The 25,534-nt window shown below is 72.1% G+C and carries 21 protein-coding genes; 7 read left to right on the top strand and 14 right to left on the bottom strand.

The window, feature by feature from the left end:
• Positions 1-8: 8 nt before the first annotated feature.
• From CHC09_RS48455 to CHC09_RS20590, 3 genes are all read right to left on the bottom strand, one after another.
• Entirely contained in the window at positions 9-1,562 is a 1,554-nt protein-coding gene (locus CHC09_RS48455) for a sensor histidine kinase (RefSeq protein ID WP_275407874.1), read from the bottom strand.
• Positions 1,559-2,278, bottom strand: coding sequence for a response regulator transcription factor (locus CHC09_RS20595; RefSeq protein ID WP_089294949.1), 720 nt, complete (start codon positions 2,276-2,278; stop codon positions 1,559-1,561). The genes CHC09_RS48455 and CHC09_RS20595 overlap by 4 nt, the downstream gene beginning before the upstream one ends.
• 74 nt (positions 2,279-2,352) lie before the next feature.
• The gene (locus CHC09_RS20590) at positions 2,353-3,594 is read right to left on the bottom strand and encodes an efflux RND transporter periplasmic adaptor subunit (protein ID WP_089294777.1); all 1,242 of its coding nucleotides are present in this window, start codon (positions 3,592-3,594) and stop codon (positions 2,353-2,355) included.
• A gap of 190 nt (positions 3,595-3,784) precedes the next feature.
• Between CHC09_RS20590 and CHC09_RS20585 the strand changes: the two genes are divergently transcribed.
• Positions 3,785-4,384: a hypothetical protein gene (locus CHC09_RS20585; RefSeq protein WP_089294776.1), complete on the top strand. Its 600-nt coding sequence runs from the start codon at positions 3,785-3,787 to the stop codon at positions 4,382-4,384.
• 85 nt (positions 4,385-4,469) lie between these two features.
• Here CHC09_RS20585 and CHC09_RS20580 read toward each other — a convergent pair whose 3' ends face one another.
• Entirely contained in the window at positions 4,470-5,756 is a 1,287-nt protein-coding gene (locus CHC09_RS20580) for a hypothetical protein (protein WP_089294775.1), read from the bottom strand.
• Positions 5,757-5,883: 127 nt separating this feature from the next.
• Positions 5,884-6,753, bottom strand: a complete 870-nt coding sequence (locus CHC09_RS20575) for an alpha/beta hydrolase family protein (protein ID WP_089294948.1) — start codon at positions 6,751-6,753, stop codon at positions 5,884-5,886.
• Between the two features lie 204 nt (positions 6,754-6,957).
• On the opposite strand from CHC09_RS20575, the gene CHC09_RS20570 reads away from it, so the two are divergent.
• On the top strand, positions 6,958-10,467 hold the full coding sequence (locus tag CHC09_RS20570; protein ID WP_179277202.1) for a helix-turn-helix transcriptional regulator: 3,510 nt from the start codon (positions 6,958-6,960) through the stop codon (positions 10,465-10,467).
• Positions 10,468-10,671: 204 nt separating this feature from the next.
• Here CHC09_RS20570 and CHC09_RS20565 read toward each other — a convergent pair whose 3' ends face one another.
• The 6 genes from CHC09_RS20565 to CHC09_RS20540 all read right to left on the bottom strand — a co-directional run bounded on the left by CHC09_RS20565 (position 10,672) and on the right by CHC09_RS20540 (position 17,155).
• Positions 10,672-11,085, bottom strand: a complete 414-nt coding sequence (locus tag CHC09_RS20565) for a hypothetical protein (RefSeq protein ID WP_089294947.1) — start codon at positions 11,083-11,085, stop codon at positions 10,672-10,674.
• A gap of 273 nt (positions 11,086-11,358) precedes the next feature.
• On the bottom strand, positions 11,359-12,342 hold the full coding sequence (locus tag CHC09_RS20560) for a LacI family DNA-binding transcriptional regulator (protein ID WP_089294773.1): 984 nt from the start codon (positions 12,340-12,342) through the stop codon (positions 11,359-11,361).
• Positions 12,343-12,674: 332 nt separating this feature from the next.
• On the bottom strand, positions 12,675-13,247 hold the full coding sequence (locus CHC09_RS20555) for a histidine phosphatase family protein (protein ID WP_089294772.1): 573 nt from the start codon (positions 13,245-13,247) through the stop codon (positions 12,675-12,677).
• 75 nt (positions 13,248-13,322) lie between these two features.
• The gene (locus CHC09_RS20550) at positions 13,323-13,613 is read right to left on the bottom strand and encodes a hypothetical protein (RefSeq protein ID WP_143232436.1); all 291 of its coding nucleotides are present in this window, start codon (positions 13,611-13,613) and stop codon (positions 13,323-13,325) included.
• Positions 13,614-13,826: 213 nt separating this feature from the next.
• Positions 13,827-14,663 carry a LacI family DNA-binding transcriptional regulator gene (locus CHC09_RS20545; RefSeq protein WP_089294770.1) on the bottom strand — a complete coding sequence of 279 codons (837 nt, stop codon included), beginning with the start codon at positions 14,661-14,663 and terminating at the stop codon, positions 13,827-13,829.
• Between the two features lie 5 nt (positions 14,664-14,668).
• Positions 14,669-17,155 carry a glycoside hydrolase family 2 protein gene (locus CHC09_RS20540; protein WP_089294769.1) on the bottom strand — a complete coding sequence of 829 codons (2,487 nt, stop codon included), beginning with the start codon at positions 17,153-17,155 and terminating at the stop codon, positions 14,669-14,671.
• Positions 17,156-17,250: 95 nt separating this feature from the next.
• Between CHC09_RS20540 and CHC09_RS20535 the strand changes: the two genes are divergently transcribed.
• Entirely contained in the window at positions 17,251-19,398 is a 2,148-nt protein-coding gene (locus tag CHC09_RS20535) for an alpha-galactosidase (RefSeq protein WP_203833151.1), read from the top strand.
• Positions 19,395-20,624: an ROK family transcriptional regulator gene (locus tag CHC09_RS20530; RefSeq protein ID WP_089294767.1), complete on the top strand. Its 1,230-nt coding sequence runs from the start codon at positions 19,395-19,397 to the stop codon at positions 20,622-20,624. The genes CHC09_RS20535 and CHC09_RS20530 overlap by 4 nt, the downstream gene beginning before the upstream one ends.
• Positions 20,625-20,739: 115 nt before the next feature.
• On the opposite strand, the gene CHC09_RS20525 is transcribed toward CHC09_RS20530, so the two are convergent.
• The gene (locus CHC09_RS20525; protein ID WP_239138372.1) at positions 20,740-21,363 is read right to left on the bottom strand and encodes a sulfotransferase family protein; all 624 of its coding nucleotides are present in this window, start codon (positions 21,361-21,363) and stop codon (positions 20,740-20,742) included.
• A 392-nt stretch (positions 21,364-21,755) separates the two neighbouring features.
• Between CHC09_RS20525 and CHC09_RS20520 the strand changes: the two genes are divergently transcribed.
• From CHC09_RS20520 to CHC09_RS20510, 3 genes are read left to right on the top strand one after another with little or no spacing between them, the layout of a single operon-like run.
• Positions 21,756-22,487 carry a class I SAM-dependent methyltransferase gene (locus CHC09_RS20520; RefSeq protein WP_089294765.1) on the top strand — a complete coding sequence of 244 codons (732 nt, stop codon included), beginning with the start codon at positions 21,756-21,758 and terminating at the stop codon, positions 22,485-22,487.
• A 40-nt stretch (positions 22,488-22,527) separates the two neighbouring features.
• On the top strand, positions 22,528-22,968 hold the full coding sequence (locus tag CHC09_RS20515; RefSeq protein ID WP_089294764.1) for a MarR family winged helix-turn-helix transcriptional regulator: 441 nt from the start codon (positions 22,528-22,530) through the stop codon (positions 22,966-22,968).
• Positions 22,965-24,740, top strand: a complete 1,776-nt coding sequence (locus CHC09_RS20510; protein ID WP_239138373.1) for an MFS transporter — start codon at positions 22,965-22,967, stop codon at positions 24,738-24,740. The genes CHC09_RS20515 and CHC09_RS20510 overlap by 4 nt, the downstream gene beginning before the upstream one ends.
• 148 nt (positions 24,741-24,888) lie before the next feature.
• Here CHC09_RS20510 and CHC09_RS20505 read toward each other — a convergent pair whose 3' ends face one another.
• Both CHC09_RS20505 and CHC09_RS20500 read right to left on the bottom strand, forming a co-directional pair.
• Positions 24,889-25,233 carry a hypothetical protein gene (locus tag CHC09_RS20505; protein ID WP_089294762.1) on the bottom strand — a complete coding sequence of 115 codons (345 nt, stop codon included), beginning with the start codon at positions 25,231-25,233 and terminating at the stop codon, positions 24,889-24,891.
• Positions 25,230-25,505, bottom strand: a complete 276-nt coding sequence (locus CHC09_RS20500) for a hypothetical protein (protein WP_089294946.1) — start codon at positions 25,503-25,505, stop codon at positions 25,230-25,232. The genes CHC09_RS20505 and CHC09_RS20500 overlap by 4 nt, the downstream gene beginning before the upstream one ends.
• Between the last annotated feature and the right edge of the window lie 29 nt (positions 25,506-25,534).

The raw sequence follows: 25,534 nt of genomic DNA, 5'->3' as shown, positions 1-25,534 counted from the left end.
TTAGAATCTCACGCCCAGTCACCGACGGACGGAAGCAGCACCCGGAAGGTGGCACCGCCACCGGGCGTCTCGCACAGCTCCACCCAGCCGCCGTGCCCGTGCACGATCGCCGCCACGATGGCCAGGCCGAGCCCGGAACCGCCGCCCTTGGCCCGGGTCCGGCTGGGGTCGGCCCGGTAGAGCCGTTCGAAGATCCGGGGCGCATGCTCGGGCGGCACGCCGGGCCCGTCGTCCTCGACCTCCAGCACCGCGATCGACTGTCCATCACTGACAGTCAACGGACCTGAGCACACCGCAGCCTCGCCGGCCGGACCGGCCGGCTCCTGCCCCACCCGGACCGTGATCCGGGTGCCGGCCGGGGTGTGGTGCAGCGCGTTGGCGACCAGATTGGTGGCCACCTGCCGCAGGCCGTGATCGTCGCCGAGCACGGTGGCCGGCTCGAACGTGTCCTCGTCGTCGCTGAGCCCGGCGAGCAGCACCTTGCGGCCGGGCACCCGCGCGTGCGCGTCCCGGATGGTGTCCGCGGCGATCTCCAGCAGATCCACCGGGCGCAGGTCCAGGGTGCGCTGCCGGTCCATCCGGGCCAGCATCAGCAGGTCCTCGACCAGCACACCCATCCGGCCGGCCTCGGCCTCGATCCGGCTCATCGTCTCGTCCAGCAGCGGGCCGGCCGGAGCGCCGCCGCGCCGGTACAGCTCCGCGAAGCCACGGATCGAGGTGAGCGGGGTGCGCAGCTCGTGCGAGGCGTCCGCGACGAACTGGCGCAACCGCTGCTCCGAGGCGGTCCGCGCGCTCGCCTCCGATTCGATCCGGGCGAGCATCGAGTTGAGCGCCCGCCCCAGCCGGCCCGGCTCGGTGTGCGGGTCGGCGCCGGGCACCCGCATCGAGAGATCACCGCCGGAGATCTCCGCGGCCGCCGCCTCCATCTCGGTCAGCGGGCGCAGGCCGATCCGGACCACGTACGCCGCGCCCAGCCCGAGCAGGGCCAGGATCAGCAGCATCACACCGGCGTCGATGAGCAGGAGCTGGTCGCTGGTCTGCCGCACCTCAGACAGGGAGGAGCCGAGCAGCACGTACCCGCCGGTGGTGCCGATCGGGAGGGCGATCATCCGCCAGTCGGTGTCGTCCGGGCCGGTGACGGTGTACGGCTTCTTGGTCACCGCCCGCGCCACCACTTCGGAGAACGGGGTCACCGGCGGCTTGGACTCATCGACGGCGGTGCTCCTGCCGACATCCAGCGAGCCGTCCGCGGCATAGACGTACGACAACTGGTCCGGGCCGATCCGGAAACCCCGGCGAGGGGCGTACGCCTCCCGCGGCGGGTTGCCGAACTCCACGGCCCGTGACATGCCGGTGAGCTGCTGGTCGATCCGGTCCTGCAGGTAGAAACGGATCAGCAGGACACCGGTGAGGTTCGCCGCGACCAGGGCGATCGCGGCCAGCACGCCGACCACCAGCACCAGGCGGGACCGCAAAGTCCAGTGCCGCCAAGGTGGGAAACGCCGGATCACTCCCATCCGGCCGCCCCGCCCACCACCCAGGAACGAACTGAAGGCTGTCATTCTTCGCGGGGCAGCCGCAGCGCGTACCCCACGCCTCGCACGGTGTGGATCAGTGGCGGATCGGTCCGGTCGATCTTGCGACGCAGGTAGTAGACGTAGGACTCGACGATCCGGCCGTCGCCGCCGAAGTCGTACTTCCAGACCCGGTCCAGGATCTGTGCCTTGCTGACCACCCGGCCGGCGTTGATCATCAGGTAGCGGAGCAGGTTGAACTCCGTCGGCGACAGCTCGATCAGACGGCCCGCCCGGTGTACCTCGTGGGCGTCCTCGTCCAACTCCAGGTCGGCGTACCGGAGCACGCTGGTGTCCGGTTTCGGTTCCTCCGGCTGGCTGCGCCGCAGGATGGCGCGGATCCGTAGCACGACCTCCTCGAGACTGAACGGCTTGGTGACGTAGTCGTCGGCACCGGCGGAGAGCCCCAGGATCCGATCCTCGACCGCGTCACGGGCGGTGAGGAAGAGCACCGGAGTCCGGGACCCGGCGGCGCGCAGCCGCCGGGCCACCTCGAACCCGTCCACGTCCGGCAGCATCACGTCGAGCACGATCAGGTCGGGCTCGAACTCAGCGACCGCCACCAGGGCGGAGTGCCCGGTCTCGGCGACCCGCACGTCGAAGGCGACGAGCCGCAACGTGGCGCTGAGCAGCGCGGAGATGTTCGGCTCGTCGTCCACGACGAGGACGCGGGTGGGCCGCGCCGACGTGTCACCGACGGTCATGGAGTAACGGGTTTCGGAAAGCACCGCCAAGAAGTATCAACGGTTTCTTTGAATCAGCTATGAGCCCGCTGTCACTACCAGGAGCGGGCGACCGTGTCCCCCTCGGTCAGACCCGAGGTGATCTCGGTGTACTGGTCGCCGCGAAGGCCGATCTGCACCTTCACCTCGGCACCGTCCTTGCGAACGGTGGCGTCGGTCCCGGAGATGTCGTGCACCGCGGTGCTGGGCACCCGCAGCACGTCCGTCTTGCTGCCGGTGGTCACCTTCACCTGCGCGCTCTGCCCGACCAGCAGGTCCTTGGGCGCGTCGACGAAGGAGAGCACCACGCCGAACTTGGTAAGTGTGCCGTCGCTGGTCCCGACCGGGTCGACCACCACCAGGGTGGCGTCGAAGGTCTCGCCCGGCTTGTCGGCCAGGGTGATCACCGCCTTCTGCTTGACCGCGAGGTGATCCGCGTCGGCCTCCGGGAAGTCGGCGCTGATCTGCATGTCGTAGATGTCGGCCAGGGTGACGAACGCCGAGCCGGAGCTCACCTGGCTGCCGACCTTGCCGCTGACCGTGAGGATCCGGCCGGCGATCGGCGCGGTGATCGTGGCACCCTCCAGCGCCTCCTCGGCCTCCGCCAGCTTCACCTCGGCGGAGTTGACCCGCTGCTGAGCGCTGAGGATGGCGTCGGTGCCGCTGTTCTGGCCGCCCTGCTGGCCGCTGCCGCCGCTCCCGCTGCAGGTGCCGGTGCCGGGGTTGCCGCCGCCGGTGCCGGTGCTCTTGGTCCTGGTCGGCGTGGCCGTGGCCGTCGCGCTGACGGTCGCGGAAGCGGACGGGACCGCTGACGCGGACGGAGACGCGGAGACCGACGACGAGGCCGTGGCCGCCACCCGATACGCCGCCGCCGCGTTGCAGCCGGTGCCGGCCGCCGAGGTCGACGACCCGGACGCCTCCTTCGCGTCCGCCAGCGACTCCTCGGCCGAGTTCAGCGCGTCCTGCGCGTCGTCGACCGCCTCCCGCGCGTCCTCGTCGGCCACCGTCGCGAGGGTCTGGCCCGCGGTCACCGTCGTACCGGCCCGGACCTTGACCGTCTCCACCGTGCCGGCCACCGCGAACGAGAGACTGCGCGTCTGCGCCGCCGCCAGCGTGCCGGTGGTCGCGACCTCGGTCGTCACCGCGCCCTTGTCGACCGTGACGGTCTCGGCCGCCTTCGACTCCTCCGCGCCGTCCGCCGTCAGCGCGCGCACCACGCCATAAGCGAGCAACGCGAGCACGACGACCGAGACGCCGAGCCAGATCCAACGCCGGCGACCGGCCAGTGCAACACCCATGGTCGAGGAGTCTGAAGACCCTCCCTGGCCGCGGGCTCGGTCCTGCCTCGGAGTTCGCTCGGAGCGGCGGCCCCGCTCAAAGGGAATTCCTAGCCCGGTCCGACCTTGCGCATAGGAAGTCCGGGTTCGCTATGCCGTCGTGCCCGCCCGATGAAAAAGGAGGCGGGCCCGTGGCGAAGAGGAGACGCTTGTGCCGGTAGTCAAGTCGAAGGTGGCCCGCCGGGTCGCCGCGTGCGCGGCGGTGGCGTTCGTCTCGGTGGCTTTCACCGCGGCGTGCGGCAGCAAGGACGACAGCAGCAACGGCACCTCGAACGGCTCGACCGGGCAGAACGGCGGCGGCAACTCGGCGTTCGCGGCGTACACCGAGTGCCTCTCGAAGAACGGCGTCACGATCACGATGCCGTCCGGCGGGCCCGGCGGTGGCGTGCGGCCCTCCGGCGGCCCCGGCGGCGCCGGCTTCCCGTCCGGCCAGCCCCGGCCCTCCGGCAGCTTCGGCGGGGGCCGCGGCAACGGCGGCGGTGGTTTCCCCGGTGGCGGCGGCTTCCAGAAGCCGGAGGGCGTGGACGACGCGACCTGGACCAAGGCCCAGGAGGCGTGCGCGTCGGTGCGGCCCAGCTTCGGCGGCCGGGGCAACGGTGGCGGCGGGAACGGCGCGAACGCGGCGTTCAACGACTGCCTGAAGAAGAACGGCGTGACCGACACCGCGAGCCTCAACACCGCGGACGCCGCCACCAAGAAGGCCATCGAGACCTGCAAGGTCCTGCAGCCGGCGGCCACCGCCACCTCCTGACCCATCCCCGGTAAAACACCGTGCCGGCGTCGCTCGCCCCCCGTCGTGGCGACGCCGGCACGGTCATGTCCGCATCAGATCTCGGTCAGCTCGTGGAGGTGACGGGTCGGTGTGACCCCTCCGCCATCGCGGCCACGAGGATCTGCTCCAGCACCGCGCGTGGCAGCTTCGGGTTGGCCGCGGCCCATACGGCGGTCGTCGGGTCGGCCAGCAGTTCCAGGGCCCGCTCGGTGCTCAGTCGCCCGTCACCGGCCATCCGGGCGCGCACTCCGGCATCGTCGTCGCGGCTGAGCCGGTCGATCAGCTCGGCCGGGGCGGTCGGGTCCATGACGACCACGGCACGGGCCTCCCAGCGCGGCGAGTCCGCGTACCGGACCAGGTCCGTCCGCGGGAACGCCGGATGCCGCAGCAGCCTGTGCGGGGTGAGCACCCGGCCCTGCGCCTCCAGGTACGTCCGCACCACCAGGTGCGGGGGCACGTCGTCGTACTGCTCACACAGCATCAGGCGCACCGCGAAGTCCGGATCCCCGGCCAGGATCGCGACGTGCTCCGGGGTCAGCCCCGGGTTGTGCACCGCACTGCGGCGTAGCCCGACGTGCCTCGAGCGGACGCACCGGTCCAGCGTCTCCGGGGCGGCGCGCCGCACCCAGTCGAGGACCGGCAGCCGGTCGTCCCCGCCGACGTGATGATCGATCGCGGCCCGCTCCCGCTCGGTCAGATCCGGCCGCATCGACAACCAGAGCCGCACCCCGGGGTCAGGGTCCGCGCCGAGGGCCGGCGGCGACGGGGCGTCCCGCACCGCCCGCAGCCGGTCCTCCGGGCGGTCGCTGCGGACCAGCCGCTCCACCTCGGCCCGGTCGAGGACCCGGGGCTCCGCCCTCCGCGGCTCGGGCGGGCCGGACTCGCCCGGCCTCGCGGCGAACGGGTCTTCCAGAGTGTCCAGGACGGCTCTCGCCTCGTCCGGCAGACAGGCCAGCGTCCAGATGCCCCGTCGCACCCGTCGATCCGGGTCGGTGGCCAGCCGCCGGTACGCCTCGTCCGGCATCGGCTCGTGCCGATCCTCCGGCCCCACGGCGAGTGCCGTGCGTACCCTGGGATCCGGGTCGTCCACCAGGCGGGCGCGCTGGCGGCCGGTGCTGCCGGCGGACTGGGCCAGGTCGGCCCGGATCTCCGGGTCGGGGTGCGCCGCGAGGGCGTCGAACGCTTCGTCGGTCCACTCCGTCCGGCCGGCGATCAGCAAGCTCCGGAGCCACGACTCGATTCCGGGGTGCTCGATCAGGCGGAGGAACAGGTCCTCGGGGAGTGCCGGGTTCCGCCCCAGACCACGCAGGCGGGCACGGTCCAGCTCGTCGACGTTCAGAATTCCTCCCACAGATCGGCGACAGTGACCGACCCTACGGAGAAAATCCCTGGTCAGGCACGGTCTTTCGACCGAGTGACCGGGGTGGACGGGCGCGGTAGGCTGGAGCCGTCAACCGCTGACGACTCCAGTCTCCCCGTCAGGACAGCGGGCAGGTGGCGCGGTAATCCGAGACCAGCAGGCCGCTCGGCCCCGGGCAGATGAACTGGTCGTAACGGGTGTCGTCGTCGACGAACCGCTTCAGCCAGGACACCGCCTGCACCGCGGTCGTGGTGTTCGCCGACTGCGGGAAGAAGTGACTCTGCCCGGCGAGCTCCACGTAGGACTTCTCCGCCGAACCCGGGATGCTGTTGTAGAACGGGATCGAGTGGCTCGCCACCGGCGCGATGGTGTCCGACTGTCCGCCGACGATCAGGGTCGGTACCCGCAACTCGGTCCACGACTTGTCCGTGTTCCACGGTGCGAGCGGCACCGCGGCCTGTAGCGACGACCGGTCACTGGCCGCCTCGAGGCTGCCGCCGCCGCCCATCGAGTGCCCCGCCACCGCGAGCCGGCTCGCGTCCACCCGGGCGCGCACCGAACTGCGCTGGGTCAGGTAGTCCAGCGCCGCCAGCAGTTGCGCGCCGCGCGAGGCGGGCTGGTCCAGGGTGGTCAGCGTCTCGATGCCGATGACCACGAAGCCGTGCGAGGCGAGGCGCGGGCCCAGCCAGGAGATGCTCGACCAGTACGCGGTGAAGCCGGGCGAGATCGCGATCCCGCCGAACGTACCGTCGGCGGTGCTGGTGGGGTAGTAGATGGTGCCGCCGCCGAAACCGGAGACGCTGAGCGAGGAGACGCTCACCTGCGAGACGGCGTAGGGTCCGCGGCTCGCCTGCAGCGCGGCCATGGTCGGCGCTGGGCCACGCTGGTAGGGGTTGTCGGCGGCCTGCGCGGCGGTGGCGCCGAGCGGTGCGGTGACCGCGACGGCGGCGGCCACCGTCACCAGTAGCCTCTTCCATGATCGGTGCACGTCGAACACTCCTTCACCTGGGGGAACGGATCGACGAGCGCCAGTCTGCGCAGCACCCCGGCGAGCACGCATCGGCGAAATCACCGGCTCCGTGTTCATCGCTCCGCAACATCCCGGAAATTTCACCCTCTGCACGACATCGACAACCTTCTTTAACTTCGGGTCGTCGCGAGCAACACTCTCGACATGTTTCATGCACCTTTAGTGCAGGAAGTTGAACGGCTGCTGCGGGCCGCCACCGAGAACCGGGGTGGCGCACTCCTGCTGGGCGGCGCCCCCGGCTCCGGACGCAGCACCCTCCTGCGGACGGCCGCCGCCCAGGCCGAGGGCTGGACGGTCCTCACCGTCCCCGGCCACCTCGCCGAACGCGACCTCGCCCTGGCGGCCCTGCACCGCCTGACCGACCAGGCCCGCCGCTCGCTCACCGCCGGGCCCGGACCGGACGAGGATTTCCACGGCCGGAATGTGGTCACCGCGGGCGATTCACTTCTGCGTCTACTGGGTACGGCCTCGGCCCACCGCCCGCTGCTCTGCCTCCTCGACGACGCCCACCTGTTCGATCCGCCGTCCCTGCGGGTCATCGCGTATGCCGCCCGCCGCCTCGGCGGCCAACGGATCGCCCTGCTGGCCGCAGGCCCACCGGACCTCGCCGAGTGCGCCCGGCCCGTCCCGCCGCTCTCGCCGGAAGACTGCCGCGCCCTGCTCGCCGCACGCGCCCCCGACCTCGCCGACGACGTGGCGGCCGCGCTGACCGGGCTCTCCGGCGGCAACCCCGCCGCCCTGACCGACCTGGCCGCGGCCCTCTCCCCCGAACAGCGCCGCGGCTACGCCCCACTCCCGGTCACGCTGCCGCCGGACAGCCCGCTGCGGCGGCGCCTGCGCGCGGAGCTCGGGGCTCTGCCGCCGGCCACCCGCGAACTGCTGCTCCTGGCCGCCGCCGATCCCCCGGTCCCGCTCCCCGACCTGCTCGCCGCCGCGGCCGCCGGCGCCCCGACTCCGCTATCCGGCCCATTCGCCGCCACGACCGCAGGCAGTTCGGCACCGCCCTCCGGCCCAATCGCCGCCACGACCGCAGGCACTCCAGCACCGCCCTCCGACCCATTCGCCGCCACGACCGCAGGCACTCCAGCACCGCCCTCCGGCCCAATCGCCGCCACGACCGCAGGCACTCCAGCACCGCCCTCCGACCCATTCGCCGCCACGACCGCAGGCACTCCAGCGCCACTCTCCGACCCGCTCGCCGCCGCGGCCGCCGGCGCCCCGACTCCGTTATCCGACCCGCTCGCCGCCGCGACCGTCGGTGCCGGCCCAGGACTGGATGACCTCGCGCCCGCCGAACGGGCGGGACTGATCACGATCGACGGGACTCGGGTCCACTTCGGGTCGGAGGTGGTGCGCGCGGTGACATACCGGGAGATGCCCGCGATCGCGCGGCGGGCCGCGCACCTCGCCCTGGCCCGGGTCTCGGCCGCTCGCGGGCGGCTGCTGGACGCGCTGCTGCACCGCGCCGCGGCGGCGACCACCGCGGATCCCGCGCTCGCCGCAGCGCTCACCGAGGCTGCCGCGCCGGCCGCACCGTCCGAGGCCGCCAAGGCGCTCCGGTACGCGGCGGAGCTCACCCGCGATCCGGCCGAACGCGCCGCCGCGCTGGTCGGCGCGGCCCGCTCCGCCTGGCTGGCCGGCCGCCCGCACGAGGCCATCCCGCTGATCCGCGACGCGGAGCGCAGCACCGGGTGGCACCGCAGCGCCGCGATCGAGTCGGTCACCACAGCCGGCGACGGAACGTCGACGGCCACAGCCAGCGACGCAACACCGACAACCAACGACGCAACACCAACAAATACAGCCAGCAACGAGACGTCGACGACCACGGCGAGCGATGCAACACCAACGACCACAGCCAGCAACGAGATGTCGACGACCACAGCCAGCAACGCAACACCAACAACCACAACCGGCAACGAGACGTCGACGACCACAGCGAGCAACACAACGCCGACAACCAACGACGCAACACCAACGACCACAGCCGGCGACGGGACGTCGACGACCACAGCGAGCAACACAACGCCGACAACCAACGACGCAACACCAACGACCACAGCCGGCGACGGGACGTCGACGACCACAGCGAGCAACACAACGCCGACAACCAACGACGCAACACCAACGACCACAGCCGGCGACGGGACGTCGACGACCACAGCGAGCAACGCAACGCCAACGGCGACAGCCAGCGATGGGACGACCACAGCAAGCGACGCAACGCCGACGGTCACGGCCAGCGCCGGAGCGTCGGCGGGTCTGCCGGCACCCGCGCGGACTCGGCTGCGCGCCCGTGGGCTGGCGGCGGAGATGCGGCCCGACGAACCGACGTCGCGGGAGATCCTGCTGGACGTCGCGGCGGAGCTCGGCGACGGTGATCCGCTGGCGGCGCTGGACGCGCTGTCGCTGGCCGGAGAGGCCGCGAGCCTCGCCGGCGAGCAGGTCAGGTACGCGGTGCTGGCCCGGCGGGTCATGGCGCGACAGCACGGCGACGAGACGCCGGCGGTCGCGATGGCCTATCACCACGTGGCGGGCCTGGCGGAGATCGCGTGCGGGGACCAGCCGGCGGCGTTCACCCGGTTCCGGCGGGAGCTGGACCTGGCCGGCCGGGTCGCCGAGCCGATGCCACTGATCAGGGCGGCCACCGCCGGCATCCTCGTCGGCGACGCCCGGCGCGCGACCGCGGCGGCCGGACGGGCGGCGGTGCTGGCCGCGGCGGGCGGGGCACGCAGCCTGGTGCCGCGCGCCCTCGAACTGGCGGCGCTCGCCGGGATGGCGGCCGGCGACTACGACTCGGCGACGACGGCCGCACTCGACGGGGTCGCCATGGCCCGTGGCACCGGGCAGAGCGCGCTGGCCGCGACCCATCTGGGCCTGCTCGCCGTGCTGGCGGCGCTGGTCGGCGACCGGGAGAACGGGCAGGCCCGGATCCGGGCGGCCACCGGGACCGATCACGCCCGGCCGCTCTGCGAATGGGCCCTCGCCCTGCTGGACCTGGTCGACGGACGGCAGCGGGCCGCGGCTCAACGTTTGCACACCCTGGTCGCCGGCCCACCCGGGCGAGGATCGGCGCTGCTGCGGGTCGCGGTGGTGCCGCACCTGCTGGAGGCGGCCGGGCCGGAGCCGGCGCTGAACCCGGTGGCGGCGGCGTTCGACGACTGGGCCGGGCGAACCGGCCAGGACGTGTGGCTGGCGCTGCGCGACCGGTGCCGGGCGCTACGGACCCGGGACGGGGAGGCGGCCGAGGCACACTTCCACACGGCGCTGCGGCGGGTCGGTGAGGGTGGATTCCCACGGGCGCACACCGAGTTGCTGTACGGACGGTTGCTGCGCCGGCGCCGGCGGCACGTCGCCGCGCGGGAACACCTGCGGCGGGCGGCGGAGACGTTCCGGCTGCTGGGGGCGGATCCGTGGGCGGCGCAGAGCGTACGCGAACTGCGCGCCGCCGGCGAACGACCCGCGACCGGCGCGGGCTGCACCGTCGAGGGCGGGCTGACCGCTCAGCAGGAGCGGATCGCGGCCCTGGTCGCCGAAGGTGCCACCAACCGGGAGGTCGCCCAGGAGCTGCACCTCAGTCCGCGAACCGTCGATCACCACCTGCGCAACGTCTTCGCCCGGCTGGGCGTCCGCTCCCGCACCGAGATGGCACGCCTACTCGCCACCCGCTGACCGGCCGCAACGTCAACCGCCTACGCACCACCCGCTGAACGGCCGCGATGCCCCGCCCCTCCTCACCCAACCCTGAGCAGCCGCGACATCCACTGACCGGCCGCGACGTCAACCGCCTACGCACCACCCGCTGAACGGCCGCGATGCCCCGCCCCTCCTCACCCAACCCTGAGCAGCCGCGACATCCACTGACCGGCCGCAACGTCACGCGGCGCGGGCCAGGTCGAGGTTCGCCCAGCGCTCGGCGAGCTGGCGGCGACGGCAGGCGACCAGGTGGCCGGCCAGGATCGCGGGGTGGCCGTCGCGAACGCAGGCGTCCGCGCCCGCGCTCAGTACCTCGGCGACGAGCTCCGCCGACGCCCACTCATCGATCACCACGACGATCGTGGTCCGCCGGGGAAGCATCGCCCGCGCCCGCCGGACCTCGCCCACGCCGACCCCGCTGAGCAGCACGATCTCACCGGGCCGAGCATCGTCCAGGTCGGACAGCCGGCGGATGGTCCACCCGGAAGGCAGATGCCGTGGCAGCGCGCCCTGCCGACCGAGAACGGCGACGACCGGATCGGCGGCCGGCGCCGGGATGCGGGCCTCGACTTCACGGGTCAGCTGTTTGATCATGGTGATCATCTCCTCGTGGGGGTCCCTCGTGTACCCTCCACGATTCGCCTCCGACCTTGAGAAGCCGTGTGCCACGCCTGTGCATTCGTTGGCAGTCGATCTCGCAAAGCGCTGAAACAGCCTCACGGAACGCACTTAGGCAAGGCTGCGGAACGAAGACACACGGCCTCACGGAACGCGCTCAGGCAAGGCTGCGGAACGAAGACACACGGCCTCGCGGAACACGCGCAGGCAAGATTGCGGAACGAAGACAGGCGGCCTCGCGGAACGCGCTCAGGCTGACTCGCGGATCACGACGCGGACCAGGTCGGCGGCGGAGAGAAGCGGCGCGGATCGCCCGCTTATCGCGGCCACCACCGTCGTTGCCAGATGAGCGGCGAGCGCGCCCTGATCCGTCGTCACCGTCGTCAACGGCGGTACGGCCAAACGCGCCGCCGGAATGTCATCGACTCCGATCACGGCCAGATCCCGCGGCGCGGTGAGCCCCAGTCTGCGGGCCCCGGCAAGCACGGCCAGCGCGACCTCATCGTTGTACGCGCAGATCCCGGTCACACCCTCGGCGCACCACCGGTCCACAGCCACCGCGGCCGCCACCGGGTCGAGCGGAACCGTCCGCACCACCGGCTCCCCGCCCGCAGCCGCCCGCACGCCGGCGAGCCGGGGATCGGCAAAGATCCGCAACCGCGGATCGTCCGGGTACGCGTACCCAAGGCTCCGGTGCCCCGTCCCGGTCAGATGCTCGGCCTGGCGCCGACCGGTCAGCTGTTGCGGCAGCTCCAGCTCCAGCGCGTGCCGGCCGGCCCGGCCGAGCAGGGCGACGACCAGCGCGACCCCGGCCGCCTGCATGGCCTCGGTCTCGCCGTCGGAGAAGTCGGTGAAGGAGAGCACGGCGGCCGGGGTGATCGCCTTCCAGATCTCCGCGATCGGCCGGTCCTCACGGCTACCCGGGTGCGCGACGAAGGTGAGCCCCTCACGGGCCAGCGCGGTCGACAGGTTGCCCAGGAGATTGCCCACCTCGTTGCCGATCGGCCAGTCCGGGAGCAGGCAGAGCACCACGTCGGAGCGCCCGGTGCGCAGGGTGCGGGCGGCGGCGGACGGCGCGTAGCCGAGACCGGAGGCCGCCTCGAGGACCCGGTCCCGGGTGGCCGGGGAGATGCTCTGGCCGGGTGTGGCGTTCAGGACGTAGCTGACCGTGGCGCGGGAGACCCCGGCCCGGCGGGCGACATCGGCGCTGGTGATCCGGCGGAGCTCGGGCATGGGGTGACTTTACTACTTACACGTGTCAGTATGCGTTAAATACACTCGCCCGAGCCATCGAAGGACGGTATGGCATGTGTGCCACGCCACGTCCGGAGAATGGGAGCGTGCCCCCGATGCACAATGGCTGATCGCTCCCGGCCCGAGCGACAACAGAGCCATCCTGTGACCGGGCGGGGCGGCGCTGTGAGGCAACCGTCCTGCTTCACGGCGCCGCCCGCCCGATGACCGCCCCACCTCCCGGGCGCCGCCCGATGCTGCAGACCGGCCCCACCTCCCGGGCGCCGCCCGACGCCTCGGACCGCCCCGTCTCCGGGACCCGTCCGACGCCTTCAGCCGGGGGCGTTCCAGGTGGTCAGCACCGGCTCGACCGCATGCTCGAACCCGAGCACCGACAGCGTCGCGGTATCGAGCTTGAGCAGCCCGCCGCCGCTCGGCGGCAGCCCGATCCAGCGGGCGCCGGCCACCCGCAGGCTGTGCCCATGCCCGACCAGTGCCACGTCGCCGTCCGCGACCAGTTCCCGAGCCCGGGCCAGAACCCGGTCCAACCGGGACCCGACCTGCTCCGGCGCCTCGCCGCCCGGGCAGCCGTCCGCCCACAGCGACCAGTCCGGCCGATCCACCCGGATCTGTTTCGTGGTGAGCCCCTCGTACTCCCCGTAGTTCCACTCGGCCAGGTCGTCGACCACCTCGGTGACCGCCAGCCCGGCCAGCTCCGCGGTCCTGCGCGCCCGCCGCCGCGGGCTCGAGAGGACCGCGGCGAAGGTCCGTCCGCCGAGACGTTGCCCAGCTCGGCGCGCCTGCGCCTCACCCTCCGGGGTCAATTCCAGATCCGTGTACGACGTGTGCCGCCGGTTGGCGCTCCACTCCGTCTGCCCGTGTCGGATCACCACGATCTCCGCCATGCCCCACCCTTTCGTCGCCGGGATCAACCCTGCCATCCCGGGACGTTTCCCGCAGCCGACGTGGGGCGCGGGTGCTCAGGGGCGATAGTCCGGCGGGACCGACATCGGGTGACGTCGCTCGTCCCGGGCGGCGATCCGCTCCAGGGCGCGCACATACTGCCGCCGGGAGATCTCGCCACCCATGAGCTGGACGGTGAGCACACCCTCCAGACTGTCCGGCATCTTCTCCGGAACCACCGGCTCCGGGCGGCCGGCCTGCTCGGGCACCGCGGCGCGCCCTACCGCGGGCGCGCGGCCGGGCCACGGCCAGAACGCCAGGCCGAGCGCGACCACCAGGCCGATCAACGCAACAAACACGATCATCATCAGCGGCACCCCCGCGCCTCACGACAAGGTATCGGACATCTTCACCGAGGCACCGTGCGTGACTTCCGCCAATCTTCCGACACCAACCGTGTGACCTGCCAACACGATCCGTACCGAGCCATGCCCGTATATTCATATGAAGTAAATACGAAAGTTTCCCCCAAATCCACAACAACCATTCATTTTGGGTAGTCGCCTCGCTGCCGGAATCTGTCAGGCGGCGGGGGCGCGGCCGGTGCTCTCGCGCTGGCGGACGCTGATCAGCGGGCCCGGGTGCTCGCGGACGGGCTCACCGTCGACCAGGTCGAGAACGGCGCGCCCCAGGATCAGCCCGTGCTCGTGGACGTCGGTACTCAACGCCGACAGCGGCGGCACCGCAAGCTCGCACAACGGCGAATCGTCGCAGGCCAGCAGGCTGATCTGAGCCGGCACCGACACCCCGGAGCGGATCAGCTCCTGCTCGGCGGCGACCGCCATCACGTCGTTGTCGAAGACGATCGCGGTCGGCGCGGGCCGGCACGCCAGCAGCTCACGCAGGCCACGGACCCCGCTCTCCGCGCTGTAGTCGCCTTCCACTATCTCCACCCCGACGCCGCGCCGGGCGGCGGCCGTCCGCATCGCGGTGGTGCGCTCGGCGGTGTGCACCAGGTCGGCGGGGCCGCTGACCCGCCCGATCACCCGGTGACCCAGCCCGCTCAGGGCCTCGATCGCCGTGGTCATCGCCGCGGCGTCAGCCGTCACCACCTTGGCGAACGGTCCGGGATGCCGGCCGGCGAGGACCGCGGGCAGGCCGAGTCCGGCCACGTGCGCCGGGCGTACGTCGTCGTGGACCAGGTTGACCACCACCACCGCCGCCACGGTGTGATCGCCGGCCCACCGCCGATAGGTGGCCAGCTCGGCGGCGAGGTCCGGCACCACCAGCAGCAGCACCGTCGCCCCGGCCGGGGCGAGCGCCTCCTCCATGCCCGCGATCAGCTCCATGAAGAACGGCTCCACCCCGACCCGGGCGGCGCTGCCGGTCAGCACCAGCCCGATCAGCCCGCCGGCCACCGCACTCAGTCCTCAGCCGCGTCAGCGAGGCCCTCAGCGGCGAGATCCTCGGCGGCGAGCGTGTTCGCCGAACACACCACCCCCGGCTCCAGGAACCCTCCGGAATCGGTCCACACGGTACGGACGTGGAACGTGTGGCTCTCCCCCGCCAGCAGATCGACGAGCATGTCGTCGACCACGGCCGAAGGATCGATCTTGTCGGCCAGCACGGCGACGTCGCGAACGAACGAGGTGGCGGTCACGGTGATGGAGTATCCGCCCTCGGCGGGGCTGATGTCCGCACTGAGCGCGTCCGGATCGTACGCGAGATCGAAATCCTCGGCGAAGAGCCGAGTGGCCCGCAGCCCGTCCGCATCCGCGACCAGCACCTCCCGGGTCCCGTCCGCGGGTGTGGTCAGCTCCGCGGCCAGCGCCGAGATCCGCACCGACCGGGCCGGAACGTCCAGCTCCACCTCGGACGAGGCCAGCACCGCGCCGTCGAATCCGGCCCGGCGCAGCCGGACGGTCCCGCGCCACGCGGCGGCGGTGTCGTTGACCGCGACCAGCCCGCCGTCCCGGAAGGACAGCAGGCGCGGCGCATACGACCTGCGCAGCGCGTACCACGCCGGCTTGCGCCGCCCGGCGCCGTCGACGACGGCCCAGGAGGTGACCGGCCAGCAGTCGTTGAGCTGCCAGAGGATGCTGCCCATGGTGCGCGGCGCGTGGCCGCGCAGATGCTCGATCGCGTACGACGTCGCCCGCACCTGGTTGAGCTGCGCCGCCCAGTGCCACGCCTGGAACTCCACGGGCACCGGCAGGTGGCGGGCGATCCCCCGGTTCAGCTTGTCGTTGCCGCCCGCCGCCTTCTGGTGCAGCAGGAAAGCGGGCGACTCCTGGTCGAAGTCCTCCGGGGCGAGCGACTCCCGCAGCGTCGACCAGGTCGGCGGCGCCTGCCAGCCGAACTCGGAGCAGAACCGGGGCAGGAAGTTCGCGTGGTACGTGTAGTCCTGCCGGTTCCACGCCTCCCACTCGTGCCGGGTGCCGTACCGGTCGTCGTTGGGGTGGATCACCTCGGGGTCGTGTCCCGGGCTGGACGGGCTGCCCGGGTGGTACGGCCGGGTCGGGTCGAGCTCGGCGAGCAGCGCCGGGAAGTCCTCGTAGTAGTACCGCGCGCCCCAGCTCAGCCCGTTGAGCGCGGGTTTCCAGTCCCAGTCCTCGTGTCCCCAGATGTTCTCGTTGCCGCCGTTCCAGAGGGCGAGCGACGGGTGCGGGGTGAGCCGGGCGACGTTCTCCCGCGCCTCGGCGAGGATCTCCGAGCGGAGCGGCTCCTCCTCCGCGTAGGCCGCGCAGGCGAGCGGGAAGTCCTGCCAGACCAGGATGCCGCGCTCGTCGCAGACGTCGTAGAAGTCGTCGCTCTCGTAGATGCCGCCGCCCCAGATCCGCAGCAGGTTCGCGCCGGCTTCGACGGCGCGCTCGATCGCGGCCCGGTAGGTCTCCCGGTTCAGGCGGGTGAGCAGGTGGTCCTCGGGGATCCAGTTGAGCCCCAGGACGAAGATCGGCTGCCCGTTGACGACGAACGTGAAGGGGCTCCCGATCTCGTCGGGGGTCTCGTCCACGGTGATCGTCCGGAAGCCGACCCGGCCGGCCCAGGCATCGAGCTGCTCCGCTTCATCCCACAGCGTCACCTGCACCTCGACCAGCGGCTGGTCGCCGTAGCCGACCGGCCACCACACCGGAGCGTCCGGGACCGCGATCCCGGTCGTGCCGGACGTCTCACCGGCCCGCAGCGGGATCCGCGCGACGTGGGAGCCCACCCGGACCTCCGCGACGACCGGACGATCCGCGCCGAGCCCGGCGTGCTCGACGTCGACGTGGACGGTGAGCCGGCCCGTGCCGTCCGGGTCCAGGATCGCGAGGGGCCGGACCGAGGCGAGCCGCGCCGTCCTCCACCGTTCCAGCCGCACCGGCTTCCAGATCCCCGCGGTCTGCAGATCGGGACCCCAGTCCCACCCGAAAGAGCAAGCCATCTTGCGTACGGCGTTGAACGGGTGCGGATACGGCCGGGGGCGCTCCCCGATCACCTTCTGCAACTGCTCCGCGTACTCCAGCGCCGAGTCGAACCGCACCGACAGCTCGGCTTCCCCGCCCCGCAACCGGTCACGGACGTCGAACCGGTAGCTCCGGTGCATGTTCGCGGTCCGGCCCACCTCGTCACCGTCGAGCGTGATCGTGGCGACCGTGTCGAGCCCCTCGAAGACCAGGTCGACCCGCTCGTCCCCGGCGGGCGGCCCCGCCTCGAACCGGGTGGAGTAGAGCCACGCCGCCCGGTGGAACCAGGCCAGCCGTGTCTCGTTCTCCCCCAGGTACGGGTCCGGGATCAGTTCGGCGTCGAGCAGGTCGGTGTGCACCGTGCCGGGCACGGTCGCGGCCACCGTCTCGGCGGCGATGTCCTCGGGCACCGGCCCGCCGGCGGCACGCACGGTCCAGCCCGAGTGCAGCTCGCTTCTGATCATCGAAGTTGGCTCCTGTCGTAGTGCCGCCGCAGGCGGGGCGGCTAACATTCTTAAGCAACTGAATGAAGTCCGTCAACGCTGGTGGGGAGTCGCCGATGGGGCCCGATCTGCTGCACCTGAGCGCCGCCGGGGTGAGCCTGGTGCTCGACTGCCGGGGCCCGGGCCTGCCGTCGGTGGCGCACTGGGGAGCCGTCCTCGACGACGCCGAGCTCAGCGCCGGCCTGTCGCCGGCCACCGACCCGCAGCCGATCGGCTTCTCGGTGGACGGCACGGTCCGCCCGTCGCTGATCCCGGAGCAGTCGTCGGGCTGGCTCGGCACCCCGGGGCTCGCCGGTCACCGCGACGGCCGGGCGTGGGCGACGGCGTTCCGGGTCACCGCGATCGACCGGGCGGACGACGCCGTACACATCAGGGCAAGCGATGCCGCCGCCGGCCTGGACCTCGCCATCGACCTGGAGTTGCATCCCGCCGGGGTGCTCCGGGCCCGCGCCGCGGTGACCTCCACCGCGCCCGGCACCTACTGGCTGGAGCACCTCACCCTCTTCCTCCCGGTCCCCGAGCGCACCGCCGAGCTGCTCGACTTCACCGGCCACCACCTGCGCGAACGCCACCCGCAGCGGACCGCCTTCACGCACGGCCTGCGGGTCCGGGAGAACCGCACCGGCCGCACCGGCTACGACTCCGCCTACCTGCTCTGCGCCGGCACCGAGGGGTTCGGCAACCGTACCGGCGAGGTCTGGGCGCTGCACACCGCGTTCTCCGGCGGCGCCCGCTCGATCGCCGAGCGCACCTACCACGGCTGGTCCGCGCTGGGCGGCGGCGAGCTGCTGCTGCCCGGCGAGGTCAGCCTCGCCTCCGGCGAGACCTATCAGACCCCTTGGGTGTACGCCGTGCACAGCCTGGACGGCCTCGACGGCGTCTCGTCGCGTTTCCATCGGCACCTCCGCGGCCGCCCCCACCACCCGTCGAAGCCACGCCCGGTCGTGGTGAACACCTGGGAAGCCGTCTACTTCGACCATGATCTTGCCCGGTTGAGCGAGTTGGCGAAGGCGGCCGCCGCGATCGGCGCGGAGCGTTTCGTGCTGGACGACGGCTGGTTCGGCTCCCGCCGCGACGACACCTCCGGGCTCGGTGACTGGTTCGTCTCGCCGGAGGTCTGGCCGGACGGCCTCGGCCCTCTGGTCGACCTGGTGCGCGGCCTGGGCCTGGAGTTCGGCCTCTGGGTCGAGCCGGAGATGATCAGCCCGGACTCGGACCTGGCCCGCGCCCACCCCGACTGGATCATGTCGACCGGCGACCGGCTCCCCCGCCCGGCCCGGCACCAGCAGGTCCTCGACCTGGCCAACCCCGCCGCCTTCGAGCACGTGCTCGGCCGTCTGGACGCGCTGCTGACCGAATATGACATCGCCTACCTGAAGTGGGACCACAACCGGGATCTCGTCGAGGCCGGTCACCCCGGCACCGGGCGCGCCGGCGTGCACGACCAGACCCACGCGCTCTACCGCCTGCTCGACGAGCTGCGCGCACGGCACCCCGGGGTGGAGATCGAGTCCTGCTCGTCCGGCGGCGGCCGGGTCGACCTGGAGATCCTGGAGCGCACCGACCGGGTGTGGGCGTCGGACTGCATCGACGCGCACGAGCGGGTCGCCATCCAGCGGTGGACCAGCCTGCTGCTCCCGCTGGAGCTGATCGGGTCGCACATCGGGGCGCCGGAGAGCCACACGACGCGCCGTTCGCTGCCGCTCGCCACGCGGGCCGGCACGGCCGTCTTCGGTCACCTGGGGATCGAGTGGGACCTGACCTCGGCTCCCCTGCCGGAGCTGGCGGAGTGGGTCGCGCTCTACAAGGAGCTGCGCGAGCTGCTGCACACCGGGACGCTGGTGCACGCGGATCTGACCGATCCCGCCTACTCGGTGACCGGCGTGGTCGCCGCCGACCGTTCGGACGCCCTGTTCGCGCTGATCGCCACCGCCACGAGCGCGTCCTATCCGCCCGGCACCGTCGGGCTGCCCGGGCTCGCGGAGGATCGGACCTATCACGTACGGCCGCAGCCGCCCGGTCACGTCGCCGACGGCAACGCCGCGGCCTGGGGCGCTGCGTTACCCTGGTGCACGCCCCAGGGGGTACGCCTGAACGGCCGCACGCTCGGCACCGTCGGACTCCGGCTCCCGGTGCTCTATCCGGATCGCGTCCTGCTCGTACGCGCCTCGGCCGATTCCGCCCCGGGGAGGGTGACCGAGTGAGAGAAGCGGTCGGCGCGCCCGCGCCTGCGGGCCGGCCGGGCCGGGGCCGTCGTCCCGGCGCCCGGGAGAGCATCCTCGACGCGATCCGCGCCGCCGAGCCGCTGAGCCGGGTCGAGCTCGCCAAGATCACCGGGCTCACCGAGGCCGCCGTGTCGATGACCGTGCGCCGCCTGCTGGAGGAGGGCCTGGTCGTCGAGACCGGGCGCACCCCGACCGGCGGCAAGCCCCGCACCCTGCTGCAGCTCGACCCGATCGCCCGCCTCGCGGTCGGCGTGCACCTGGACGAGGACGCCACGACGTACGTACTGACCGGCCAGACCGGCGGCGTCATCGCCCGGCTGGCCCGGCCCGCCTCGCTCGGCGACGACCGGGATTCGATCCTGCGCGCCCTCGCCGCCGACATCGACACCCTGCTCGCCGGCTCCGGCATCGACCCGGCCCGCTGCCTCGGCGTCGGCATCGTCTGGCCCGGCCCGCACAGCGGCGGCACCCCCGCCGACGACACCCTCCCGCACCTGCGCGGCCTGCGCGGCGAGGAGCTCGGCCGGCAGCTCTCCGAGACCACCGGCTGGCCGGTCCTGGTCGAGAACGACGCGACCGCGGCCGCGGTCGGCGAGTACTGGGTGGCCCGGGTCGGCCCGGACCAGACGTTCGCGGCGCTCTACATGGGCGGCGGGATCGGCGCCGGGATCGTCGTCGAGGGCCGGGCGATGCGCGGCGGCCACGCAAGCGCCGGCGAGTTCGGCCACCTCTGCCTGGAGGTCTTCGGCCCGGAATGCTGGTGCGGCAGCCGCGGTTGCCTGGAGATCCTGGCCGGCCCGCGCACGGTGGTCACCGCCGCCCGCGAGGACCGGATCGCCGCCGCCGAGGCCGGCCTCGACCCGGCCCAGCCGAGCCGCACCGTGACCGCGGACTTCGGCGCGATCGCCCGGGCCGCCCGGGCCGGCGCACCGCACTGCCGCGCCCTGCTGGAGTCCTCGGCACGGTACGTCGCGGCCGCCGCCGAGACGGTCGTCAACCTCCTCGACATCGACCTGGTCGTTCTGACCGGCCCCGGTTTCGCGGCCGCCTCGGCGATCTACGGGCCGGCCATCATGCGGCGCCTCGCCCCCGCCGACGCCAAGACCTGGCACCGCAACGTCACCGTCACCGTCTCCCTGGCCGCCGCGACGGCCTCGGCGACCGGCGCCGCGGCCCTGGTCCTGCAGTCCCACCTGCGCGCCTGACCCCACCGGCCGGTTTCTCGCCCCCGTCTCACACCGCCGCTCCGTCCATTACAGGCACCGCCCGCCGCCCGGCCCCTTCACACATCGCCCACCTCCCGGCCGTCACGTAAAACGCTCAGCTACCGCCGGGCACACCGGTAGCAAGTACCTCCCGGACGTGCTCCTGGAACGCCGCCGAGTCGTTGAGCCGCGGAAACGGCTCCGCCGGCACCGGATGACCGAGGAATTCGCAGAGCGGCTCCCACCCCTCGACCACGCGGTACTCGAGCAACCGCCCGGCCGCCACCGCCGCACGCACCGCGGCGCTGTGCCGGCGGAAGACCTCGATCGCGTACGCCCGGTCCCCGAACCGCCCGTCGAACGTCCCCATCCAGATCGCCGCGTCGCCAAGTTCACGAAAGGCCTCCATCCCCGGCACCGGCGGTAACCGCGTGGCCGCCCAGATGGTGCGTTCCACGCTCGCATACCACTCCTGCGGGTCGCGCACGGTCAGGATCACCTTGGCGTCCGGGTACCGCGCGATCAGGTGCCGCCAGAAGTGGACACCCGGCCAATCCGTCGTGGCCCGGTACCCGTCGAACGCCCTGTCCAGGCAGTTCAGCTCGCCGGCCGCGGCCCGGAGGAAAAGGCGGCACCGCTCGTCGTCACCGAGCAGCAGCCGCATGTGCGCGCACGGTCCCTCGCCGATCCGTTCGAGCGCGGCCTTGAGGCTGTATGTTCCGGTCCGGCCAAAGCCCACGCCTATGACGTTCATACGGCCCGCATACCCTTACCTCCCGGATCGAAGCCGCAAGGTTCAGCCGAGTTCGGCGGCCATTCCCATCAGGCGCTCGAGGATCCGGGCACCGGCCGCCCGCAGGCCGTCGTGCTGGTGGTCGGACGCCCAACCGGATCCAAAACAAACAGCCCGCACCCCGCCACCCAAACGGCAAACCCCTACAAGAAGACCACAACATCAGCAAAGGGGTAAAACACAGGTCCATAGGCCGTACCAATAAGGAATGGGTCTTGGCTCTATTTTCGGTCGTTATTGGACAGTGCTGTCGACGACTGCAGGCAGAGTGCTTGGAACGGTGTGAATCGATGCACTTCCTCTTGCTCGATGCGCGAGCCGCCGGGTTGGGTCGGCTCATGGCTCTGATCGCGTACGACCAGGCGGATGCGGCGGCGTTCCAGGCGACCCGGCACTTGCGCGACGACGAGCTGGCCACCTGGCGTGCCGCGATCGGCCGCTACTTCGAGCCTCGGCCGGGGATGCGCCTGCTCGACCTCGGATCCGGCACCGGCAGCTGGGCGCGGGCGTTCCGCACGTGGTGGCCCCGGCTCGAGGTGGTGGCGGTGGAGCCCGCCGCGGCGATGCGCGAACGTTCGGTGTTCCAGCCCGTCCTGGCCGGAGCCGCCGACGACATCCCGTGCGCGGACGCCGCCCTCGACGGGGTCTGGCTCTCCACCGTCATCCATCACGTCCCCGACCTCATCACGGCCGCCCGCGAACTCCGGCGGGTGCTGAAGCCGGGTGCGCCGGTGCTGATCCGCTCCGCGTTCGCCGGGCGGCACGAGGCGATCAGCCTGTTCCGCTGGTTCCCGGAGGCTGTCGCCGTGCTCGACGGTTACCCGAGCATCGCCGACGTCGAGGCGGCGTTCGCCACCGCCGGGTTCACGACCGCGGGATGCGAGCCGGTCCCGCAGGTGACCGCCGCCTCGCTCGCCGAGGCCGCCGCCGGACTCCGCCGGGCGGCGCACACCCCGCTGCAGCTGATCAGCGACGAGGCGTACGCGGCCGGCGTCGCCCGCCTCGACGAGGCCGCACGCACCCGGTCCGGCCCGGTCGTCGACGCCCTCGATCTGCTGGTCCTCCGATGAAACATAACGCGCTTGTATAAGTACGTGATATAAAACGGCCATGCCCACGGCCACCGACGTCAGCGTCGAGGGTGCCCTCGTCGCCTCCACATTCGAGCGGCTTTACGAGGCCCTGCGCCGCCTCACCCCGCGAGACGGCCTGAGCCTCACCGCCGCGTCGACGCTGCGCCGCCTGCAGCGACACGGCCCGCACCGGCTCTGCGCCCTGCACCTCGCCGAAGGGGTGACCCAGCCCGCGATGACGCAGCTCGTCACCCGGCTGGAGCGCGACGGACTCGCCACCCGGGGCCCCGACCCGGTCGACCGCCGGGTGGTGGTCGTGACGATCACCGAGGCGGGCCGGGCCCTGGTCGAGCAGCGCCGGGCCCGCTACACCACCGCGCTCGCGGACGTACTGGACGGCCTGGCCGCCCCCGATCGAGCGGCGATCATGGCCGCGCTGCAAGCGATGGAGCGACTGGCCGAGGTGATCACGGAGTGACGAGACCCCGACGGACCGGCGGCCGAGGCGTGCTCGCCGCGGACGATCCGCACTACAAGTGGGTCGCGCTGTCGAACACGACGCTCGGCACGCTGCTCGCCACGATCAACTCGTCCATCGTGCTGATCTCGCTCCCGGCGATCTTCAAGGGCGTCGAGCTCGATCCGCTGCAACCCGGCAACGTCTCCTACCTGCTGTGGATGCTCATGGGCTACATGCTCGTGACCGCTGTCCTCGTCGTCACCCTCGGTCGCCTCGGCGACATGTACGGCCGGGTGAAGATGTACAACGCCGGGTTCGCCGTGTTCACGCTGACCTCGATCGTGCTGGCGGTGGACCCGTTCACCGGCGGCGGGGGCGCACTGTGGCTGATCGGCTGGCGGGTGGTGCAGGCCGTCGGCGGCGCCCTGCTGATGGCCAACTCGGCGGCGATCATCACGGACGCGTTCGACGTCCGGCAGCGGGGCATGGCGCTGGGTGTCAACATCGTCTCCGCGCTCGCCGGTTCGTTCATCGGCCTGGTGGCGGGTGGTGTGCTCGCCGAGTGGGACTGGCGTTCGGTGTTCTGGGTCAACATCCCGCTCGGCGCGCTCGGCACGGTGTGGGCGTACCGCTCGCTGCACGACACCGAGACGCGGCGTGACGCGCGCATCGACTGGTGGGGCAACGCGACGTTCGCGGTCGGTCTGACCGCGGTGCTGGCCGCGATCACCTACGGCATCCAGCCGTACGGCGGTCACACCATGGGATGGACCAACCCGTGGGTGGTGGCCGGGCTCGCGGGCGGCGCGGTGGTGCTCATCGCCTTCGGGGTCATCGAGTCGCGGGTGGCCGAGCCGATGTTCCCCTTGGCGCTGTTCCGCAACACGGCGTTCACCAGCGGCAACGCCGCCGGCCTGTTGGCCGCGATCGCCCGCGGCGGTCTGCAGTTCATGCTCATCATCTGGCTGCAGGGCATCTGGCTGCCCCTGCACGGATACTCGTACGAGTCGACGCCGCTGTGGGCCGGCATCTACCTGCTGCCGATGACGGTCGGGTTCCTGCTGGCCGGACCGCTCTCCGGATACCTCTCCGACCGGTTCGGGCCACGTCCCTTCGCCGCGGGCGGCCTGCTGGTGATGGCGGGGTCCTTCGTGGGCCTGCTGCTGCTTCCCGGCGACTTCGACTACCGCGTCTTCGCCGTGCTGATCTTCGTGAACGGGCTGGGCGGCGGGCTGTTCTCCGCGCCGAACACCGCGCTGATCATGTCCAGCGTGCCCGCGGCCCTGCGCGGCGCCGCCTCCGGGATGCGGGCCACGTTCGTGAACGCGGGCCAGGTGCTCTCCATCGGGGTCTTCTTCTCGCTCATGGTCGCGGGCCTGGCGGACTCCCTGCCGGGCACGCTGGGCTCGGGTCTCACCGCCCAGGGCGTACCCGCCGTGACCGCGGACCGGGTCGCCCAGTTGCCCCCGGTGGGCACGCTGTTCGCGGCGTTCCTCGGCTACAACCCGATCGCGGAGTTGCTCGGTCCGCAGGTCCTCGGCGCCCTGCCGCCGGCGAACGCGGCCACCCTCACCGGCCTCACGTTCTTTCCGCGACTCATCGCGACACCGTTCCACCACGGCCTGCTGATCGTGTTCTGGCTGGCCGCCGGGATGTCGGCGGTCGGCGCGCTCGCCTCCCTCGCGCGCGGCCGGCGAAGTCGCGGGCGACCGGCCGAGGTCACGGGCGAGGACCGGAACCCGCTGGGATCAGGTCACTCGTCGGGGCAGTCGTACCCGCCGACGAAGTAGACGCATTCGGTCCGGTGGTTGCGGCGTTCTTCCTGGAGACGGTTGACGCCCGCACGGACCGTCGTCATCACCGGAAGCATGATCGCCAAGGTGAACAAACGAGGAGACGGGCGGTCCCGCTGGCTCCTTCGGCGCTCGAATGCCTTCCTCAGGCCACGTGACGGGCCGGACGCAGCAGGGTGAGCGCGCGCAGGGCCTCCGCCCGGGAGATCGGTTGATCGTCCTCGGCCTGGACGGCCAGTGCCATCTCGATCGCCTGCCGGATCCAGGTGGTCTTGGGCACCTCGGCGGATCTGGCGGCGGTCGCGACGGCCTGATCGAGTTCGAGCGGGAGTCGCAGCGAGCGGACGACCATGACGGCCGAGCCGGCCGGCGGCAACGAGTCCAGCAGCGCCGCCTCCTCCTGCGGGGTGGCCGTGGGCTCGAAGCTGAGCTCGTCCATGAATGCGGCGAGTTCCTCGGGAGTACGTGGCATCTCGGAGTTCCCGCTCATCGTGTCTCCTCCCACCGGCTGAACTCGATCAGCTCATCGTCGTTCATGTCCCGCGCCCCGATGATCTTCCAGGTGAAATCGGTGGCCTGGTAGACCGCGACCACGAGAGGCCGGCCAGTCGACGTACGCCCCCAGACGGTGAGAACGGCGATGCCGGTAGCGCTCATCGCCCGCCTGGGCCAGCGTCGTCTGGCCTCGAGCGTCTGCCGCACCTCATACGCCTCGATTCCGGCGAGGGCGGCCAACGCCCAATCCTCCCACTCGTACGGCACACTCAAAAGCGTACTACGCATGTAGTACG

The sequence above is a fragment of the Actinoplanes regularis genome (assembly GCF_900188005.1).
GTDB classification, from domain to species: domain Bacteria; phylum Actinomycetota; class Actinomycetes; order Mycobacteriales; family Micromonosporaceae; genus Actinoplanes; species Actinoplanes regularis.
The sequence above is the reverse complement of the archived record's forward strand: the minus strand, read 5'-3'. Positions and strand labels throughout refer to the sequence as shown.